Origin of the sequence: Sporolactobacillus sp. CQH2019 (assembly GCF_028765345.1) — a bacterium.
GTDB lineage: Bacteria > Bacillota > Bacilli > Bacillales > Sporolactobacillaceae > Sporolactobacillus.
This window is the reverse complement of record NZ_JARAJZ010000002.1, coordinates 1-15,987: the sequence shown is the minus strand read 5'-3', so window position 1 is coordinate 15,987 and position 15,987 is coordinate 1. Positions and strand designations below refer to the sequence as shown.

13 protein-coding genes and 1 pseudogene are annotated in these 15,987 nt (G+C 42.6%); 10 read left to right on the top strand and 4 right to left on the bottom strand.

Annotated elements, in window-relative coordinates:
- Positions 1-260: 260 nt before the first annotated feature.
- Positions 261-1,172 carry a LysR family transcriptional regulator gene (locus OYT88_RS02990; RefSeq protein WP_274397902.1) on the bottom strand — a complete coding sequence of 304 codons (912 nt, stop codon included), beginning with the start codon at positions 1,170-1,172 and terminating at the stop codon, positions 261-263.
- Between the two features lie 964 nt (positions 1,173-2,136).
- On the opposite strand from OYT88_RS02990, the gene OYT88_RS02985 reads away from it, so the two are divergent.
- The 7 genes from OYT88_RS02985 to OYT88_RS02955 all read left to right on the top strand — a co-directional run bounded on the left by OYT88_RS02985 (position 2,137) and on the right by OYT88_RS02955 (position 11,950).
- Positions 2,137-3,300, top strand: a complete 1,164-nt coding sequence (locus OYT88_RS02985) for an acyl-CoA dehydrogenase family protein (protein WP_274397901.1) — start codon at positions 2,137-2,139, stop codon at positions 3,298-3,300.
- A gap of 140 nt (positions 3,301-3,440) precedes the next feature.
- A complete protein-coding gene (locus OYT88_RS02980; RefSeq protein ID WP_274397900.1) occupies positions 3,441-4,676 on the top strand; it encodes a CaiB/BaiF CoA transferase family protein in 1,236 nt (411 codons plus the stop codon).
- 40 nt (positions 4,677-4,716) lie between these two features.
- Entirely contained in the window at positions 4,717-6,000 is a 1,284-nt protein-coding gene (locus OYT88_RS02975; protein ID WP_274397899.1) for an FAD-dependent oxidoreductase, read from the top strand.
- Between the two features lie 5 nt (positions 6,001-6,005).
- Positions 6,006-6,299, top strand: a complete 294-nt coding sequence (locus tag OYT88_RS20875; RefSeq protein ID WP_443029708.1) for a ferredoxin family protein — start codon at positions 6,006-6,008, stop codon at positions 6,297-6,299.
- Between the two features lie 46 nt (positions 6,300-6,345).
- On the top strand, positions 6,346-7,983 hold the full coding sequence (fadK, locus tag OYT88_RS02965) for a medium-chain fatty-acid--CoA ligase (protein WP_274397897.1): 1,638 nt from the start codon (positions 6,346-6,348) through the stop codon (positions 7,981-7,983).
- 62 nt (positions 7,984-8,045) lie between these two features.
- Positions 8,046-9,281 (top strand): MFS transporter, encoded by a 1,236-nt coding sequence (locus tag OYT88_RS02960; RefSeq protein WP_274397896.1) that lies wholly within the window; start codon positions 8,046-8,048, stop codon positions 9,279-9,281.
- A 1,976-nt stretch (positions 9,282-11,257) separates the two neighbouring features.
- A complete protein-coding gene (locus OYT88_RS02955) occupies positions 11,258-11,950 on the top strand; it encodes a membrane protein insertase YidC (protein WP_274397895.1) in 693 nt (230 codons plus the stop codon).
- A gap of 264 nt (positions 11,951-12,214) precedes the next feature.
- Here OYT88_RS02955 and OYT88_RS02950 read toward each other — a convergent pair whose 3' ends face one another.
- Positions 12,215-12,484: a phosphocarrier protein HPr gene (locus OYT88_RS02950; RefSeq protein ID WP_274397894.1), complete on the bottom strand. Its 270-nt coding sequence runs from the start codon at positions 12,482-12,484 to the stop codon at positions 12,215-12,217.
- Positions 12,485-12,856: 372 nt separating this feature from the next.
- Complete coding sequence (locus tag OYT88_RS02945) at positions 12,857-13,216, bottom strand: 3D domain-containing protein (protein ID WP_274397893.1); 360 nt, start codon at positions 13,214-13,216, stop codon at positions 12,857-12,859.
- Between the two features lie 210 nt (positions 13,217-13,426).
- Between OYT88_RS02945 and OYT88_RS02940 the strand changes: the two genes are divergently transcribed.
- Both OYT88_RS02940 and OYT88_RS02935 read left to right on the top strand, forming a co-directional pair.
- Positions 13,427-13,633 carry a hypothetical protein gene (locus OYT88_RS02940; RefSeq protein WP_274397892.1) on the top strand — a complete coding sequence of 69 codons (207 nt, stop codon included), beginning with the start codon at positions 13,427-13,429 and terminating at the stop codon, positions 13,631-13,633.
- Between the two features lie 780 nt (positions 13,634-14,413).
- On the top strand, positions 14,414-14,617 hold the full coding sequence (locus OYT88_RS02935; RefSeq protein WP_274397891.1) for a hypothetical protein: 204 nt from the start codon (positions 14,414-14,416) through the stop codon (positions 14,615-14,617).
- Between the two features lie 65 nt (positions 14,618-14,682).
- Here OYT88_RS02935 and OYT88_RS02930 read toward each other — a convergent pair whose 3' ends face one another.
- Complete coding sequence (locus OYT88_RS02930; RefSeq protein WP_274397890.1) at positions 14,683-14,997, bottom strand: hypothetical protein; 315 nt, start codon at positions 14,995-14,997, stop codon at positions 14,683-14,685.
- 461 nt (positions 14,998-15,458) lie between these two features.
- Between OYT88_RS02930 and OYT88_RS02925 the strand changes: the two are divergent.
- Positions 15,459-15,987 (top strand): annotated as a pseudogene (locus OYT88_RS02925) (hypothetical protein); the annotation flags it as partial.

Below are 15,987 nucleotides of genomic sequence, written 5' to 3'. Positions count from 1 at the left end.
AGAATTTAATTCAACCAAAAGGAGATCTTCTGCTGCTTTGGAAAATTTCTTCAGCCGGTTTAGAAAGCTGACTGTCGGTTAGTCATTAAATGCTGACGGTCACAGCCGCTTTCTGATCCGGTATTAAGCATGCCGAGAGGCACAGTTGGGACGCGTTCAGGTACGTGAAATCGGCGCATCTATTTTGCACTGAATCAGGGAAAGTTTTGAAAACTATTTTACTATTACCTAAAAAAGAAGGGGAGGGACCCTTTCATGAATCATTCAACTTTCTTTGGTAATTGGCTGGGGTCCAGATGGTCAAAAAGAAATTTTTTGAAATTGCGGACGACAGGTGATTTATTATTATGAGGGATGACTAAAAACAACGTCCGAACAAAATGCTGCTTTAGATGAACAATGGCGACATTTTTCCATAAAGTATTCAGGACCGTTTTTGATGAAACACAGGCGATGGCGGCGTTCTCGGAAACAAGCCCCATGCATGTATCGACATATTTTGTAGTAAAAGTGAAATGAGGCTTAAAGCCTACTGAATGGCAGGCTTCAAGCGTATCCTGGTACAGACCGGAAGTCGGCGAAAGAATGATAAATGATTCATCAGCCGCCTCTTTTAGATCTATGGTTTTTCTTTTGGCAAACGGATGATCCAGACTTGTGACAAGGACCAGCTCGTCCTCCGCGATTGGAAAGGCATCCAGCTTTTGTTTTGAACAGTCGGATTTAAAGGCGGTCAGAAAGGCGAGATCAATTTTTCCGGCATCAAGAGGCGGGTATAGATCAAAACACTCTGCCTCATGCAGCTGTATGGAAATGTTCGGATACTGTTTACCAAAAGCGCTGATTAAGTGGATGATACCGAACACTTTCATCGCCGGCGTACTTCCGACCGATAGTTGGCCCTTTAGACCCAAGGCGAACTTTTTCATTGCTTTTTCGCTGTCATCTAAATCACCGACGATTCTTTTTGTACGCTCTACGAATTCCAGACCGCCCGGGGTTAATTGAACGTGGCGGGTTGAGCGGGAAAATAATTCAACGCCTAGCTCATCTTCGAATTTTTTAATCTGTTGGGAAAGAGTTGAAGGCGTTATACAAAGTTCAGCTGCTGCATTTGTAAAATTCTGATGTTTGGCAACGGCAAGTACATATTTTATTTGGTAAAGTTCCATTCCCCTTTCTCCTCTCATCAATGAAATTATAAAAATACGACACTATAAAATCTTGAAATAGATCCAATGGCAAAAAAATGAATTACAGATGCTGTGTAAGCCTTTTCATTGTGCCCCGTCACGTTTGCCACATAATATTTTATCATTCAAAAATGAGAATTTGTTCACATAATTCGCCGATTTGAAGCGGCTATTAATTGTTTATAACCAATAGTTATTGTCAATCAGATTAAAATAAATAATGGCATGCTTTTTAATAAGAATAATTTGTCTTGAATTGTTCAAAAGGATAAAATGGGGCTGCAATTGTTATGAAAGCTGTGTCACAGACGTTTTATTAAGCACCAGTAATTCCTGATTGAATGAGAGGCAAACGGACTGTCGCCTTGAAGAGAAAATGCCATGCTTATCATGGAATAATTTATGTTTAGCGGCGGTTTTGAATTCGATTTCGAAACTGCCGTTTTCTTTTTGGAAAATTGGACTGCAGAGGGCATGATGGCTGCGCTCCTTTTTTTTATGCCATGCTGTCAGCAGTCGGCATGGAAATAGGAAGTTCAAACAGCCGGCACTGCTTGCTGACGGTCACCAGTCTATATGTAATGGACTTTCATTAAAAAAATAAACACGCTCAGACGGTTACAGCGCGCCTATCAGTTTTTTGTGCCGGATCAACTTGAAATCAATCCCTGTAAAGCCGACTAAAAAAAAATAATCAGTTAACAACCAATAGAAATTAATCAATCATGTTAGGACAAACAATGCCTGCTCTTGTTTATAGAAACAAATTGTTTTGGATTATTCAAAGAAATAAGATATAAGCGAAATCGGGATGTGAACGGTTTCGCGGCTGCATCCCGTTTCTAAAGTATTTGTGAAAACGCTTTTGCGGAGGTGATCGTTTATTGTCAGATGTTTTTAGGCTTGGCGCTAAAAATAAAAAAATGTGGAGGAGAAGAGAAGTATGAAATTAAGCGACGAAGAGCTAAATAAGTTGATTACGCACACACGTAAAGTGGTTGAAGAGGAATTGGAGCCTCTTCAGCCGGAGATTGAACAAACAAATGTTTTTCCGGAGGAGTTCTTTGATATTTGTCGTAAAAACGGCTTTTTTGGACTCACTGTTCCGGAAGAATATGGCGGAAAGGGACTAAATGTCGAACAATTCTTCCCGGTACTGGAACAAATATGCCGGGGTCCCGGCGGCATGAGAATGAATCTGCACCATGCAAACGGCCTGGACTGGCGGATCATGTATGAACACGGTTCAAAGAAATTAAGAGATAAATGGATGCCGAAACTTGCCAATGCCGACTTATATATTAATTTTGCCTTGACAGAACCGGATTGCGGTTCCGGAGCGGATATTCGCTCGACTGCCGTTAAGAAAGGCGGCAAGTGGGTTATTAATGGGGAAAAGACGCTTATTTCTCATACGGATATTGCAAACGGCACCTATGTCATTGCTGTGACCGATGAAAACAAGCGGAAAAAAGGCGGGCTGACGGCATTCTTCGTAGAAACAGATCTCCCCGGATTCAATGTAGAACCAATGCCTCATATGATGGGATGCCGCGGGGCCGGACATGCTTATTTACATCTTAAGGATGTCGAGGTTGATGAGGACCATGTTCTGGGCAATGTCGGAGACGGATTGGATATTTTCATGGACGCCTTGGCTCTGTCGCGTGCTTCAATTGGTGTCAGCTGCCTTGGCTTGTCGCAAAGGTTCCTGGAGTTGGCGATTGCAAGAGCAAAGGACAGAGTCACCTTTGGGAAACCTCTGGTCAAACGTCAGGCGATTCAACAAATGATTGCGGACATGGGAACGCAGGTTTACGCACTCCGCAGTATTTTATGGGATACGGCCCGTCAGTTTGACCGGGGCGAAAATATTGAAATGAAATCCTCAATGTGCAAACTGCACGGGATCGATACGGTACGCACGGTTTCTGATTCATGCCTGGAAATCTTCGGAGGCATTGGATATTTTGAGGATAATCCGTATGGACCGGTGGAAAGGATGTATCGTGATGCACGGGCGCTTTGGTTCGAAGAGGGACCGCGCACGGTTCAGCGGTTAACAGCCGCGCGGCCGCTTATTGAAAACGGCGGAAATATCGAATAATAGCATAGTATCATGGCTCTTTTTATTTGGATAATTGCAGGAAGTCCGCTTCCTGCATTCTTAATTAATTCTGAAAATCTGAAAGTCTCATAGAATGAATGCTTCAGCTCTTAAGTTTAATTGTTAAAGGAGATTGGTGAATGATGAAACCTCTTGAAGGTGTAAAAATCATAGAAATGGATGCATTTATGGCGGCGCCCACCGTGCCCCGAGTGCTGGGCGAATGGGGAGCCGACATTATTAAAATAGAACCGCCGAAAGGCGATCCTTGCAGAACTCAGGCGGGAGTCTTTAATATGCCGTACTCAGACGAAGAAAATCCGGCATTTGACATTGCCAATGTTAATAAAAAATTTGTTTGTATTAATTTAAAGACCCAAGAAGGAAAAGAAATCGCATATAAACTTCTGGAAACAGCCGATGTTTTAGTCACCAGTTTCCGGACAAAAGCTTTGGAACGAATGGGTTTTTCCTATGAAGAATTAAGCAAAAGGTATCCAAAGCTGGTTTTCGCCCAGATTCTTGGCTATGGGGAGAAGGGTCCGCAGAAAGATGCCGCAGGATTCGATGCCACGGCCTATGTATGCCGGGGAGGTATATTGACCTCAATGACTGAACCCGGTGAGTCGCCGCTTAATGAAGTCAATGCCTACGGCGATTTTCAGGCGAGTATGTGCCTGGCCGGGGGCATTTGTGCGGCTCTTGTCGGAAGACAGAAAACGGGCAAGGGAGATAAGGTAACCGTCAGCCTGCATCATACAGCGCTGTTTATGATGAATGTCGCTATTGTCGCTTCCGAATTCGGAAATAAGTATCCGAAATCGAGAAGACGGGTAGCCAATCCTTTTAACAATACGTACAAGTCGAAGGATGGCCGATGGTTTGTCTTTTGTGCCCCTGAATACAATCGCGATTATAACAAGGTGATGAAAATGCTGGATCGTCCGGATCTCGCCGACAATGAAAACTACCGGACAATAGAGCGGGTTAACGAACTGAAGCTTAATTCGGAAGTAATTGACATTATCAGTGAGCAGATGGTGAAGAAAAACCTTGATGAATGGATTCAATTATTTAAAGAAAACGATATTGCTTTTGAAAAAGGCTACACGCCGGATGAAATTCTGGCAGACGAGCAGGCATGGGCGAATGATTGTCTCAGAAAAGTAAAATATCCGACCGGAAATGAACGGGTACTGATTACTTCGCCTGTACGCTTTAAAACAGTAGGAAATCCGGAGATGCGATTATCGAAACCGCTCGGTCATGACAATAGAGAGATACTGTCGCAGTACGGTTATTCTCCGGACGAGTTACAGAAACTGGAATACGACAAAGTGATTATCAGCAAAGATCATAAAACAGTAAATGAGTAAGCGGCATGTACGGATAAATTGTTCTAAGGAGTAAGTTACTATGGCTGATGAAAAGTTTCAAGTAATCGTTATCGGTGCCGGATTAGCAGGCATCGCCGCAGCTTACCGTCTGGCTAAGGCGGGAAAAGAAGTCGTGCTTGTTGACAGGGGAGAATCTCCCGGAGTAAAAAATGTGAGCGGAGGCCGCCTGTATACCTACGCCTTAGAAAAATTGATGCCCGGGGAGTGGCAGAATGCTCCTCTGGAACGGGAAATCAAACGGGAAATGTTGATGATGATGACTGAAAAGGACAGCATGACGGTCGATACATCTTTTCAATCCACCCAATCGAAATCATTTTCCGTTTTGAGAACCCGGTTCGATGCATGGCTGGCTTCAAAGGCGGAAGAGGCCGGGGCGATGGTCATTTCAGGGACAACCGTAAACAGTCTTGTTCTTCGTGAGGGAAGAGTCTGCGGAATTGAGACAGGCGGCGAGGAACTGGAAGCGGATTTGGTCATTGATGCGGAAGGAGTGAATGCTTTGCTTGCGGAACGAGCGGGCATGATACGGAAACTTGCGATTTCCGATATTGCGGTGGGTGTTAAATGTGTTTACGGATTATCGGAAGATGAGATCAATGCCCGTTTCAATCTTTCCGCCGGGGAGGGTGCCGCCATGCTGTGTGCCGGCGATTGTACAAGAAAAGTAAGCGGCGGTGCCTTTTTCTATACGAATAAAGAAAGTATTTCGGCAGGCATTGTGGTAGATGCGTCTGCGTTAAAGGAATCCGATTTTTCCGTAACGGAGATGATTGAACGGTATTTGTATCATCCCTCAATTGCCCGCTATCTTGAAGGCGGCAAATTGATCGAGTACAGCGCCCATCTGATTCCGGAAGGGGGCTTCCGCTCATTGCCCCGTCTGTGCTCTGATGGATTCCTTCTTGTCGGAGATGCCGCCGGGCTCGTTATTAATCGCGGTTTTACAGTCCGTGGCATGGATTATGCAATACTCTCAGGAATGGCCGCGGCGGATACAGCCATTGAAGCTATTGAGGCGGATGATTTCTCTGAAAATTTATTGAAATCCTATCAAAACAGACTCGATCAGACAGTGATAAAAGATCTGAAGACATTAAAGAATTCTCATGATTATATGGGTCATTCGAAACACCTTTTTAATACGTATCCGGATCTTGCCATCGCGCTGATGAAAGATCTGTATACCGTTGACGGAACGCCGGCGAAATCGGTAATGACTGCGGCCAGGCAGTCCATAAAAGGAAAAGTGTCATTGTTCGGTATGGTGAAAGACGCTTTTAAAGGAAGTCGATCTCTGTGATACACATGAAAATGGATAACTGCCTGGCTCAAAATAAGTTTAATAGTGATGATCAGCATCCACACATCGTTATTGACCCGGAGCAATGTTTAACGTGCGGGCACAAGGCATGCACGAGATGCTGTCCGGCGGAACGGTATCAGTGGGATGAAGAAAATCAGAAATTGACTTTCGATCATGTAGGCTGTCTGGAATGCGGAAACTGCCGGTTAGTTTGTGAAAGACTGAATCAGAGTCTCCCCGGTTATTCATGGAATTATCCTGAGCAGGGTAAGGGCGTTGTTTTCAGGGAAGGCTGATCGATTCTTTGTCTTTTAAAATCAGCCCGGGGAGGAGGAGTTTGATGTGGATTTGGAAATGAAGCTGAACCGTTCTCAGATAGACAAATATCGGCGCGAAGGGCATTGGGGCGATGCGACATTAGCGGACTTGTGGAGAATATCTGTCCTCAGTTTTCCTGAGAAAACGGTAGTTAAAGACAACCATGGACTGCAGCTGACCTATAAGGAGACAGACAGGGCGGCTGACAGAATAGCCTCTTTTTTGATAGAGGCGGGTATTCAAGCGGGAGATTTTGTATCCGTACAATTGCCGGGATGGGCGGAGTTCATGATGATTTATGTAGCCTGCTTAAAAACAGGAGCCGTCATCAATCCGCTTTTGCCTAACTTCAAGGGAAGCGAACTGACTTATATTCTTAAAAAATGTGAATCAAAAGTGCTGTTTATTCCTTCGCAGTTTAGAAAACAAAATTATCCATCAATTATTGCACAGATCAGGAAAAATGTTTCATCTTTGCAAAAAGTGGTGGTCGTTGAAAAGGGAACGAAAGCATGGACTCAGTGTACGCTGGCAAACATTCTGAAATCCTGCGAGCCATTCTCTCAGTACAGTCCTCTGAAGGCCAATGATTTGGCGGCTGTCCTTTTTACCTCAGGTACAGAAGGAGTGCCGAAAGGCGTCATGCTGACTCACAATAATATTATTGCCAGTGAGCGTGCATTTTGTGCAAACTTTCATCTGAATTATCTGGATACTGTATTTATGCCGGCACCGGTTGCCCATGCCATTGGTTTTCACCATGGGCTGACAGCCTCTTTTATGATTGGCGCAACCTGTGTGCTGCAGGATGTTTTTAACGCGGAGGAAGCGCTGCGGCTCATTGAGCGCGAACCGTGCACGGCAGGAATGGGCAGTACACCCGTTGTCCACGATTTATTCCTCGCTCTGCAGAGAAACAATTATAATCTTTCCTCCCTGCGTTTCTTTCTATGCGGAGGTTCTCCGATTCCAAGAGAAATGCTAAAAACGGCGAGGAACAGAGGAATCCGATTGATGGGCGTGTACGGTTCAACGGAAAGCGTCCCGCATACAGCAGCTAAATTAGAAGATTCCGCTGAGAAGATCTTCATGACCGATGGAGCCTCACTTGCAGGGATTGAAGTGAAAATAGTCGATAAAAATCACAGTAAAGTTCCGCCGGGTGTCGAAGGAGAAGAAGCTTCACGCGGTCCCAATGTTTTTACCGGTTATCTGAAAGAACCCGCTCTGACAGACAAAGCTTTGGATAAAGACGGATGGTATTACAGCGGCGATTTAGGGGTCATGGACAAAGACGGTTATATCCGGATTACAGGAAGAATTAAAGATATTATCATCCGGGGCGGAGAAAATATCAGCAGTTCGGAAGTCGAAGGCATTCTGATGCAGCATCCCAACGTCCGCGAAGCAAGCGTAATCGCGATGCCGGATAGCAGACTGGGTGAAAAGTCCTGTGCGTATGTCGTTTTGAATGACGTCAAAAAAGGTTTGTCATTAAATGAGGTTATTACATTTTTTAAAAATAAACAAATCGCTATGTATAAAATTCCTGAACGCGTGGAAATCGTAGATAGCCTTCCCCATACGGCATCCTTAAAAGTCAAGAAGTATTTGTTGAGAGAAGACATTAAACGAAAATTGAAATCCAGTGTATTTGAGTAATTCTTTTTTTGTGGATTTTTGAAGAATAAGGAGAGAGATACGATTAAAGGGAGTGAGCAAAAATGATGGAACGGAGCAAGTATTTTCCGGTCGCGGGCGCGGTATATCTAAACTATGCCATGCTTGGAATTGCGACTGTTATCATATCACAATACAGTAATTATTTTGAGAAAGCATGGTCAACCAATCTTGCAGGAATTTCGCAAGTGATCTCGATGGTAGGAATAGCCCGAATCATTGTCATCTTGTTTGCGGGACCGGCGTCTGATAGATTTGGCCGTAAAGCAATTGCAATTACCAGCTGCATCTCAACTTTGATTTTCTTTGTAGGATTGATCATCAGTCCGAATATCATTGTTGCAGATATTACGGCCTTGTTTTTCGGCATCTCCCAATCTGTTGCCGATACTTCATGCTATCCGATTCTGACGGAAGCATTTCAGGAAAAAGCACCGTCAATGATGCCTCTGGTTAAAGCAGCCATGTCTCTTGCACAAATTGTATTGCCCTTTCTTATTGCGGCGTTTCCGACTGCAGTACCGCTATTAATTATTTTTGCTGTGATCATGGTTCTTAATGCTGTTTTCTTTGCACTATGCAAATATGCGCCGCAGACGATCGAAAAAATAGACAAAAAAGTAGAGACGAAAACTGCAGCAAACAAAGATAACGCCGAACCCATTGTAAAACGTTCAATATGGCTGGATGGCGGTCCACTTGTTTTTATCGGTTTTTCATCATGTATCACTTTTTACTTATTTATGCAGTATATCCCTGCTTTCGGGACGAATATTCTGCACCTGTCAAGCAGCGCGGCAGGGACTCTTCTCTCCTGGTATGCGACGGCATCGTTGATTTCGGTGTTTGTGAGTTCGCTTATCGTCACTAAAGTCAAGCCGATCACTATTGTGCTTCTCTACACGGTGATTTCAGTTATTTTCCTGTTTATCTTAGTATTGTTCCCAAGCGTCATGCTGGCCAAAATTACCGGCCTTATCATCGGCTTTTTCGCGGCAGGCGGTGTATGGCAGCTTGGCCTGTCCATTTTAACCACATATTTCCCCAACGCAAAAGGCCGGGTGACCAGTTATTACAGCTGTGGAGCGGCTCTATCGTATTGGATCGGGCCCGCTCTGTGCGCTATTTTAATAACAAATAAACCGGGGAGTGTTGTTAATGCCTTCTGGCTGGACATCATCATTACACTGATGGGAATTGCTGCCGCGGCACTCGTTTTTGCACGGGATAAAATGAAAAATAAAGAACCGGCAGAAAAATTAATGAATATGTCGCATTGATCGCAATTCTAAAGTGCCGGAATCCGGTGCGTTAAATTTAAGGCTGACAAAATCAAGGTCATGTCGCCTACGATTCACTGGTTAAGTCAAAAAGTCCTTCCTTCAGAGAAGGATTTTTTGACTTTTACTCCTCGCTTAACAGCGGCCCGCCTCAGTCAGTTTACTTCAAATTTTTAGTGATCAATCACGAGGGAAACCACTGTCATTTTCACTATTTTTAAAAGCAATAACCTAGAATAAACAGATTGTATTGGAAATTTATCAGAAATACGACAATACGACAGCCTCTACCATTACACAAGCAGCAATAGCAACTGCGATAACTAAAATATTTGAAAGCAGTTATTCAAGCAGAACAAACGGTCAAGACTTGAACCTATAGGCCTTGCCGTTTTTAATTACCGGGAACCAGGCTGCTTTATTGCTCCTCGGCAGCTGGCGGCAAAGAGTGTTGTTTTGTGGTGGCAAAATGATAAAAATGTTATTATCTGTTATCTGTCTATAAAATTTTTAGCCGGGAAATACATGAGACTGCAGTTGTGAAAAAAGATATTTTAGGGAGGCATTGCGTCAGTTGGGATGGGCGGCGATTATCCCGCAAATAGAAGAAGAGGATACTTGTCATATTAACCCTGTACGCTAAACATTTAGTAAGAATATTATCAATATATACTCGATAATTTATTATTTATCGTCGATAATATGCAATAAATAATTATTAGTTTACCATCATGTATTGATTTAATGATCAATATATGATATAAGNCTTGCTTCGGATCCGCAGATCCGTTGTTTCCGTGTTTGATTCCTCAGCTGTTTGAATTGATTGAAGGGTGGGCCCCTTCTCAATTGCGCTTGGCTTTTGTTCAGTTTTCAAGGAACATTCCAAAAAGCTATTATTCTCGAAGACAGCGTTATAGATTTTAACAAAAAAATTAACTGCTGTCAACCGAGGCTTACGATGATACAAAGTAATTATACCTTCATAATCATCATCTGTCAATAAAGAGTAACAACAGCGACTAAAATAATATATCATCCTTATCAACAGATGTCAACAATTTTCATACGATTTTTATTCGTTTTTAACCCACTGGCCCTGGCAGAGCAAAATATAGAGCCGGCACAATACATCGTCGCCCCTGCATGCTCCGTCCCCTGCAAATCGGCTGCTCTTCAATATCCAGTTTCCGGGTGCAAAGGAAAAGTAACGTTTTTTCTAATCATTGACAGCCTCCGCATCAGTTTGCCTTCTTCAATCATCAACATAATTCATATTCCCGGGAAGAAAAGCGACGCCGGACCCTCCAGAAAGCGGCTTAATCATGAAATTCCACTGTGAACCTCCAAAAAATCCGGGACTGCAATCCAGCACTTCACGGCTTTTCGAAAATTATCCCTCGAATGAAAATCTGTCTGGAAGAAGATATATTTTTATCTTCAGCCTGGTACTTTCTTTTTTATATCGGCGGTATACCGATAATGATTGCCATCTTCGTTATCATCACAGACGTTTCCGGTCTGATTCACTGTCTGATGATCATCCGCAACATAAAAGGACAAGCCATATGATATAATGAAGAAAGTCTTCAATCGAAAGAAGGTGACAGCCATAATTGATTTACTGACCTATATGCTGAATGACCCCGCACTCCCGACACTCTTTCTTATTTTAGGGCTTTCGATGCCTTTTCTTCGCATTCTCCGTTTTGGTAAAGCCCGTCCGTGTTCGCTTCAGTATTGCAGCGAATATAAGCCGCACTTGCCGATCAGCGTCTTTTTTCGAACACACGTTCGCTTCATTGATTCTTTCCTTCTCTGGTTGTCACATATCATGTGCAGAAAAGAAAGCTCGGGCAATGACTCGAAACATCATAAATTTCCTTCTAAAACTCTGAGTGTATGATTGATACTTTTTATACTCGAAGACTGACGAAGAATGAATGCCGTCAGCCGCATTTTTAGGAGGAAAAAATTTGGGACAGCTAGTCGCACCTTTTACAACAATGATTCAGTTTGCCGCTTCTTTATTCGGGAATAACTACGGTATGGCAATTATCACCCTGACCATACTGATCAGGCTTGTGCTCGCGCCGTTGATGATGAAACAGTATATTCAGCAATTTGATTTAAGAAAGAAAATGAAAGCTGTACAGCCGGAACTGGCAGACATCCAGGGAAGGATGAAAAAAGCGGACGATCCCGCTGAAAAACAAAAAATCCAAGCGGAAATGATGAGCGTATATAAAAAGCACAATATTAATCCGCTTTCTGCTGTTGGCTGCCTGCCGATTCTGATTCAGATACCGATTCTGACGGGTTTTTATTACGCCATAAGAAATTCACAGGAAATCGCTTCCCATCACTTTCTGTGGTTCAGTTTGGGACATACTGATCTTATTCTGACAGTTGCAGCCGGAGTCGTCTATTTTTTGCAGTTCAGAATCAGTCAGAAGCTGATGCCTGCGGGCGACGACAGCCAGCAGCAGTCGATGCAGTGGATCGGTCTGATCTCTCCGGTTATGATTGTCTTTGCTTCTATGTCTACTTCCGCGGCTCTTCCGCTTTATTGGATCGTCGGCGGTATCTTTCTGATCGTCCAGACTTTTGCGGCGCAGGCAATGCTTAAATACCGGGCAGGACACCAGCCGGAAACAGAAAATGACTAGTTGCCGTTTCAAAGCGCCGGATACTAAAATCAAACAATTATTCCTTGAGAGACTGCTTCGTCAGCCGACTCATCGAAAATAGCTGTTTTAATTTCAGCGGCCATAAAAATATCAATCGTCATGCTTTTTTAACAACCTGTCCAGATCGTGTGAATTTTTTAAAAAACAGCCCTGTCCAGCAGAAAGCATGCAACTTAATCAAAAAAAGCGGGTCCCCGGGATTCTCCGGAGATCCGCTCTTTTTTGCTCGGCCTAACACGCTGCTTATTTTTCTTTGCCGATGCTCTGTGCGGTAATAACTTTTTCGATGGCTGCGGCGGCTTCGTCGGCATCGGAGCCTTCCGTCGTTACCGTGAATTCAGCACCCTGCATAATGCCCAGAGCCATTACACCCATAATACTTTTCAGATTGGCTTTTTTGCCATTGTATTCAATATTAATATTCGATTCGAATTTACTTGCTTCGCTTACCAGAACCGTTGCAGGACGGGCATGAATACCTGTTTCATCAGTGACTATAAACGTTTTCTCCATTTTCACTCGCTCCATTCCATATTCAAAATAAATTTAAATCAACAGGCGGCATCCGATTTAAAGAATGCACCCGCAATTAACAAAACAGCAATTAAAAGGCAGCAATTAAAAGACAACAATCAACAAAGCATGACTTTATTTTATCATTACTAAGCGGTCATGTCATGGAAAACAAGTAAAAAAATTTCTAAATCGACGAATGAAAAGATGAAACGGCTGATCATCATCCTGCAAAAAGCACGCTGTCTGCCCATCCAGGCCCTTCTCTATCACTTTTCCCTGTTTTTCCACGTTCATTCAGCCTGTTTCATCTTATGAAGAAACGCAAAAAAAACACCCATCCGATCCTTCGATCGTAAAGGGTGTTTCCTTTTATCTACGGTAAACGATAATATTCACTTTTTTTCTTCCCCATTTAATCGCCTGTGCGTGAGAACGGAGATGAACATCAATAATATGTCCTTTTATTCTTCCGCCGGTATCTCTGGCAACAGCGGTTCCGTACCCGGGAATGTATACTTTCGAACCGAGCGGAATAACACGCGGATCAACAGCAATCACCTTTGCATTCGGATTTTTTGAAAGATCGAAACCGGTTGCCGTCCGGCCGAGTTCACAGTAGGCCGTTGCCTGAACCGTTAATTTTACGGATGAACTCTTTGCCGAAGCGACATTTGAAAAACCCGACAGCAAAAACACGACTGTTATCAGCAACAGAATCATTTTCTTCATTATTATAAGCACCCTTTATTTTCTTTACTTTGGCTACTTTTTACTCTAACAGTTGAATATAACGGTTATATTTCAAGCAAATGCTTGTTTCATTACATTTTTGATGAAGGCAGGATTTCATATATTCTTTTGAAAGTTATAGTTTTATTTTGAAATTTTAAGGGCTCGGCGATCTCCGTTTTATAATATATTTATACGAGGTGATGTTAGGTGGAAGCACACAGATATCACAACATGGAAAAAAGAAAACCGTTTATTATCCGGCATTGGTTCGGCATCATTGCTTCCGTTTTAATTCTTGCCATTATATGTGCAGGAAGCTACACCATTTATTATGTTATAGAGAATCATCCGATTGAAAACCGTACAACTTCTGCACTATCCGCCCCGAATCCTGTTGCAGAGCGCCTGTCGTGAACGGATACCGCTCTGATGTACAAGAAAATATCATTCGCTAAATGATTGCCATTTAGCAAATGATTTTATTTTTAATGTCTTAGATTCTGCATCATTGCTTCACTAAAAAAATGAAAATAATTGACTAGCCTGTATTTTTCCCGAGACATGGAGATACAGAGTTTAATTGCCCACTCCGGCATGGCACAACAAACGGGAACCCTTTGTTTTTCCATGAAAGTGCAGGAGATGGGCCATTCATCCCTACACGAGCCGAAGAGATCATGATGTCCGTCTGTAATCAATGCCGACTCCGTTATTTTCTCCTTCATCCTGCTTTGCGTACGCCGCCGCTTACAAGAACATAGCCCTTCTTTAGCAAAATCATGTTCGTCATTTTAGAGCGTTCGAAAATCCCGTATCTTCATAGATAACTTTTCCTTCAAATGCATCATCACAGATAATAGTCGTCATTTATTTATATTCTCCGGATAACCATATTTTTTAACGAGTGATCCTGTTTTTCACAGATGATGTTTCATTCAGATTCCATGCCGTTGCTTCCGCCAACGATTAAACGGACAGGATATTCTGTTAGTTTGGACACCTCCAAACTGATTTCTACACTGTCTGATTTTAGGGTTAAAACGATTATTTTATCCGTATATGTCAAGAGATGCCCAGTTTCTGATGAGATCGGTTTTTATTAATAAATTTCATTATTCTCTTTCTATTTATCGATTAATACATTCATAATTTCTGCCGAACAGGGTAAACCTATCTAAATAAGGAGATGAAAATATGTCAAGATCAAACGATGAAATCATGACCGAACTGGGAACCGAGGCCGTATTAAATTATGAACGAATCACAGCCATGCTATATATATTGATGGATAAAGGAATCATGACCCGGGAAGAGTTTGATGATAAATTTAAGGACATACATATACATTTTGAAGATCGCATCAAAGAAATATTCGGTGATGATGTTGAAGTCGAATAAAAGAAAGTACCCTTCACTTTGATGGGTACTGAGATTGACCGTCGATTACATCTCAGGAAGCCGTATCATTCCTCCCTCCTGATTTTATCAACGTCCTCAAATTTCATTTTCTCGGCATTGTATTCCCTTAATACCTGCTTTTCTTCTTCAGATAGCTCTTCATTTCCAAATACTTCGTCATAAGAAACTGTTTGGCCATTTTTAAGATCATCCTCAGCCTCTTTAATGGCCTGTTCTTCTTCAGCGGTCAACGGTTCATCATCATAAGGAATTAGTGACTTTTTATATTCAGTAATCATCTTATCGATTGCCTTCACCTGATCATTAGACATATTCAGAATATCCTGGATTAATCTTTCTTTCAAAGTCGGTTCATTCATTTTTCAATCTCCACTTTTCTCGACATTGTCACTTTCGCTTTTGAAGATGAACAGTTAGGCCTGTCAAAGCGGCAGTTACTAAACCGGCAGCCTCCTTATTAACTGGACTATAGATCCAACCGATAGTCATAACCTTTATGCTTTTTCAGTATGGTTTTCAAAACAAGGAACCTTACCGTCATATCTCAGAAGAAAAATATTCTGATGATCCAATACTGGAGAGTGAAAAGTTCTGTGTAAATAATACAAAAGGATAACCCTTAAATGGGATTTTATGGTATCCTCTCTTTACCACAAGCGAGGAGAAAAAATCACCAAGGGTTATCGCGTTTCTAGTTTAACCCGTCGTATGGTGATTGACTAGTGCCATGTTAAAATTTATGGATTCTTTTTTTTGGTAATTCCGTTCCTGTTTCCATAGATTCGCTGCTTTCAAATGGTTTGTTGTTATTATTACTGGAATGATGGTTCGTTCTGATTGTCTTGGTGTGACCTCAATCATCCGTGACTTATCACTTAATCCGGGTTGTTACGAAACGCTTATTCACTTTTTTCGTTCAAGCGCTTGGTCTCTAGATGATCTGCGTCAACAATGGCTGCGTGTCGTTCTCAAACACGCACCGCTCCGATGTGAAGGTGATGCTGTGATTCTCGTTGGTGACGGTGTCAAACAGGCTAAAGAAGCACGGTTTATGCCGGGTGTAAAGAAGCTTTACCAGGAATCCGAAGATGTTTCCAAATCAAGTTTTATCTTTGGTCACCTCTGGGGCGCCGTTGGCGTCCTGATTGGCAACACTAAGAAAACGTTCTGCCTACCACTGTTTCTCAATCTTCAAGACGGAGTGAAAACCCCTTTTCATTGGAATGGAGCGAATGAGCGTCAAGAGTCACATGTGGTACAGATGATTGATCAAGGCTTTGCGGCAGCCAAAATTTTAGGCCATGCGTTATTTCTGCTTGATCGATACTTTCTGTCCGTTCCCGCACTTC

Coding starts and splice junctions, on each gene's coding strand:
- OYT88_RS02990 (WP_274397902.1), bottom strand. CDS start 1,172: ATGGAACTTTACCAAATAAAATATGTACTTGCCGTTGCCAAACATCAG.
- OYT88_RS02985 (WP_274397901.1), top strand. CDS start 2,137: ATGAAATTAAGCGACGAAGAGCTAAATAAGTTGATTACGCACACACGT.
- OYT88_RS02980 (WP_274397900.1), top strand. CDS start 3,441: ATGATGAAACCTCTTGAAGGTGTAAAAATCATAGAAATGGATGCATTT.
- OYT88_RS02975 (WP_274397899.1), top strand. CDS start 4,717: ATGGCTGATGAAAAGTTTCAAGTAATCGTTATCGGTGCCGGATTAGCA.
- OYT88_RS20875 (WP_443029708.1), top strand. CDS start 6,006: ATGAAAATGGATAACTGCCTGGCTCAAAATAAGTTTAATAGTGATGAT.
- OYT88_RS02960 (WP_274397896.1), top strand. CDS start 8,046: ATGATGGAACGGAGCAAGTATTTTCCGGTCGCGGGCGCGGTATATCTA.
- OYT88_RS02950 (WP_274397894.1), bottom strand. CDS start 12,484: ATGGAGAAAACGTTTATAGTCACTGATGAAACAGGTATTCATGCCCGT.
- OYT88_RS02945 (WP_274397893.1), bottom strand. CDS start 13,216: ATGAAGAAAATGATTCTGTTGCTGATAACAGTCGTGTTTTTGCTGTCG.
- OYT88_RS02935 (WP_274397891.1), top strand. CDS start 14,414: ATGTCAAGATCAAACGATGAAATCATGACCGAACTGGGAACCGAGGCC.
- OYT88_RS02930 (WP_274397890.1), bottom strand. CDS start 14,997: ATGAATGAACCGACTTTGAAAGAAAGATTAATCCAGGATATTCTGAAT.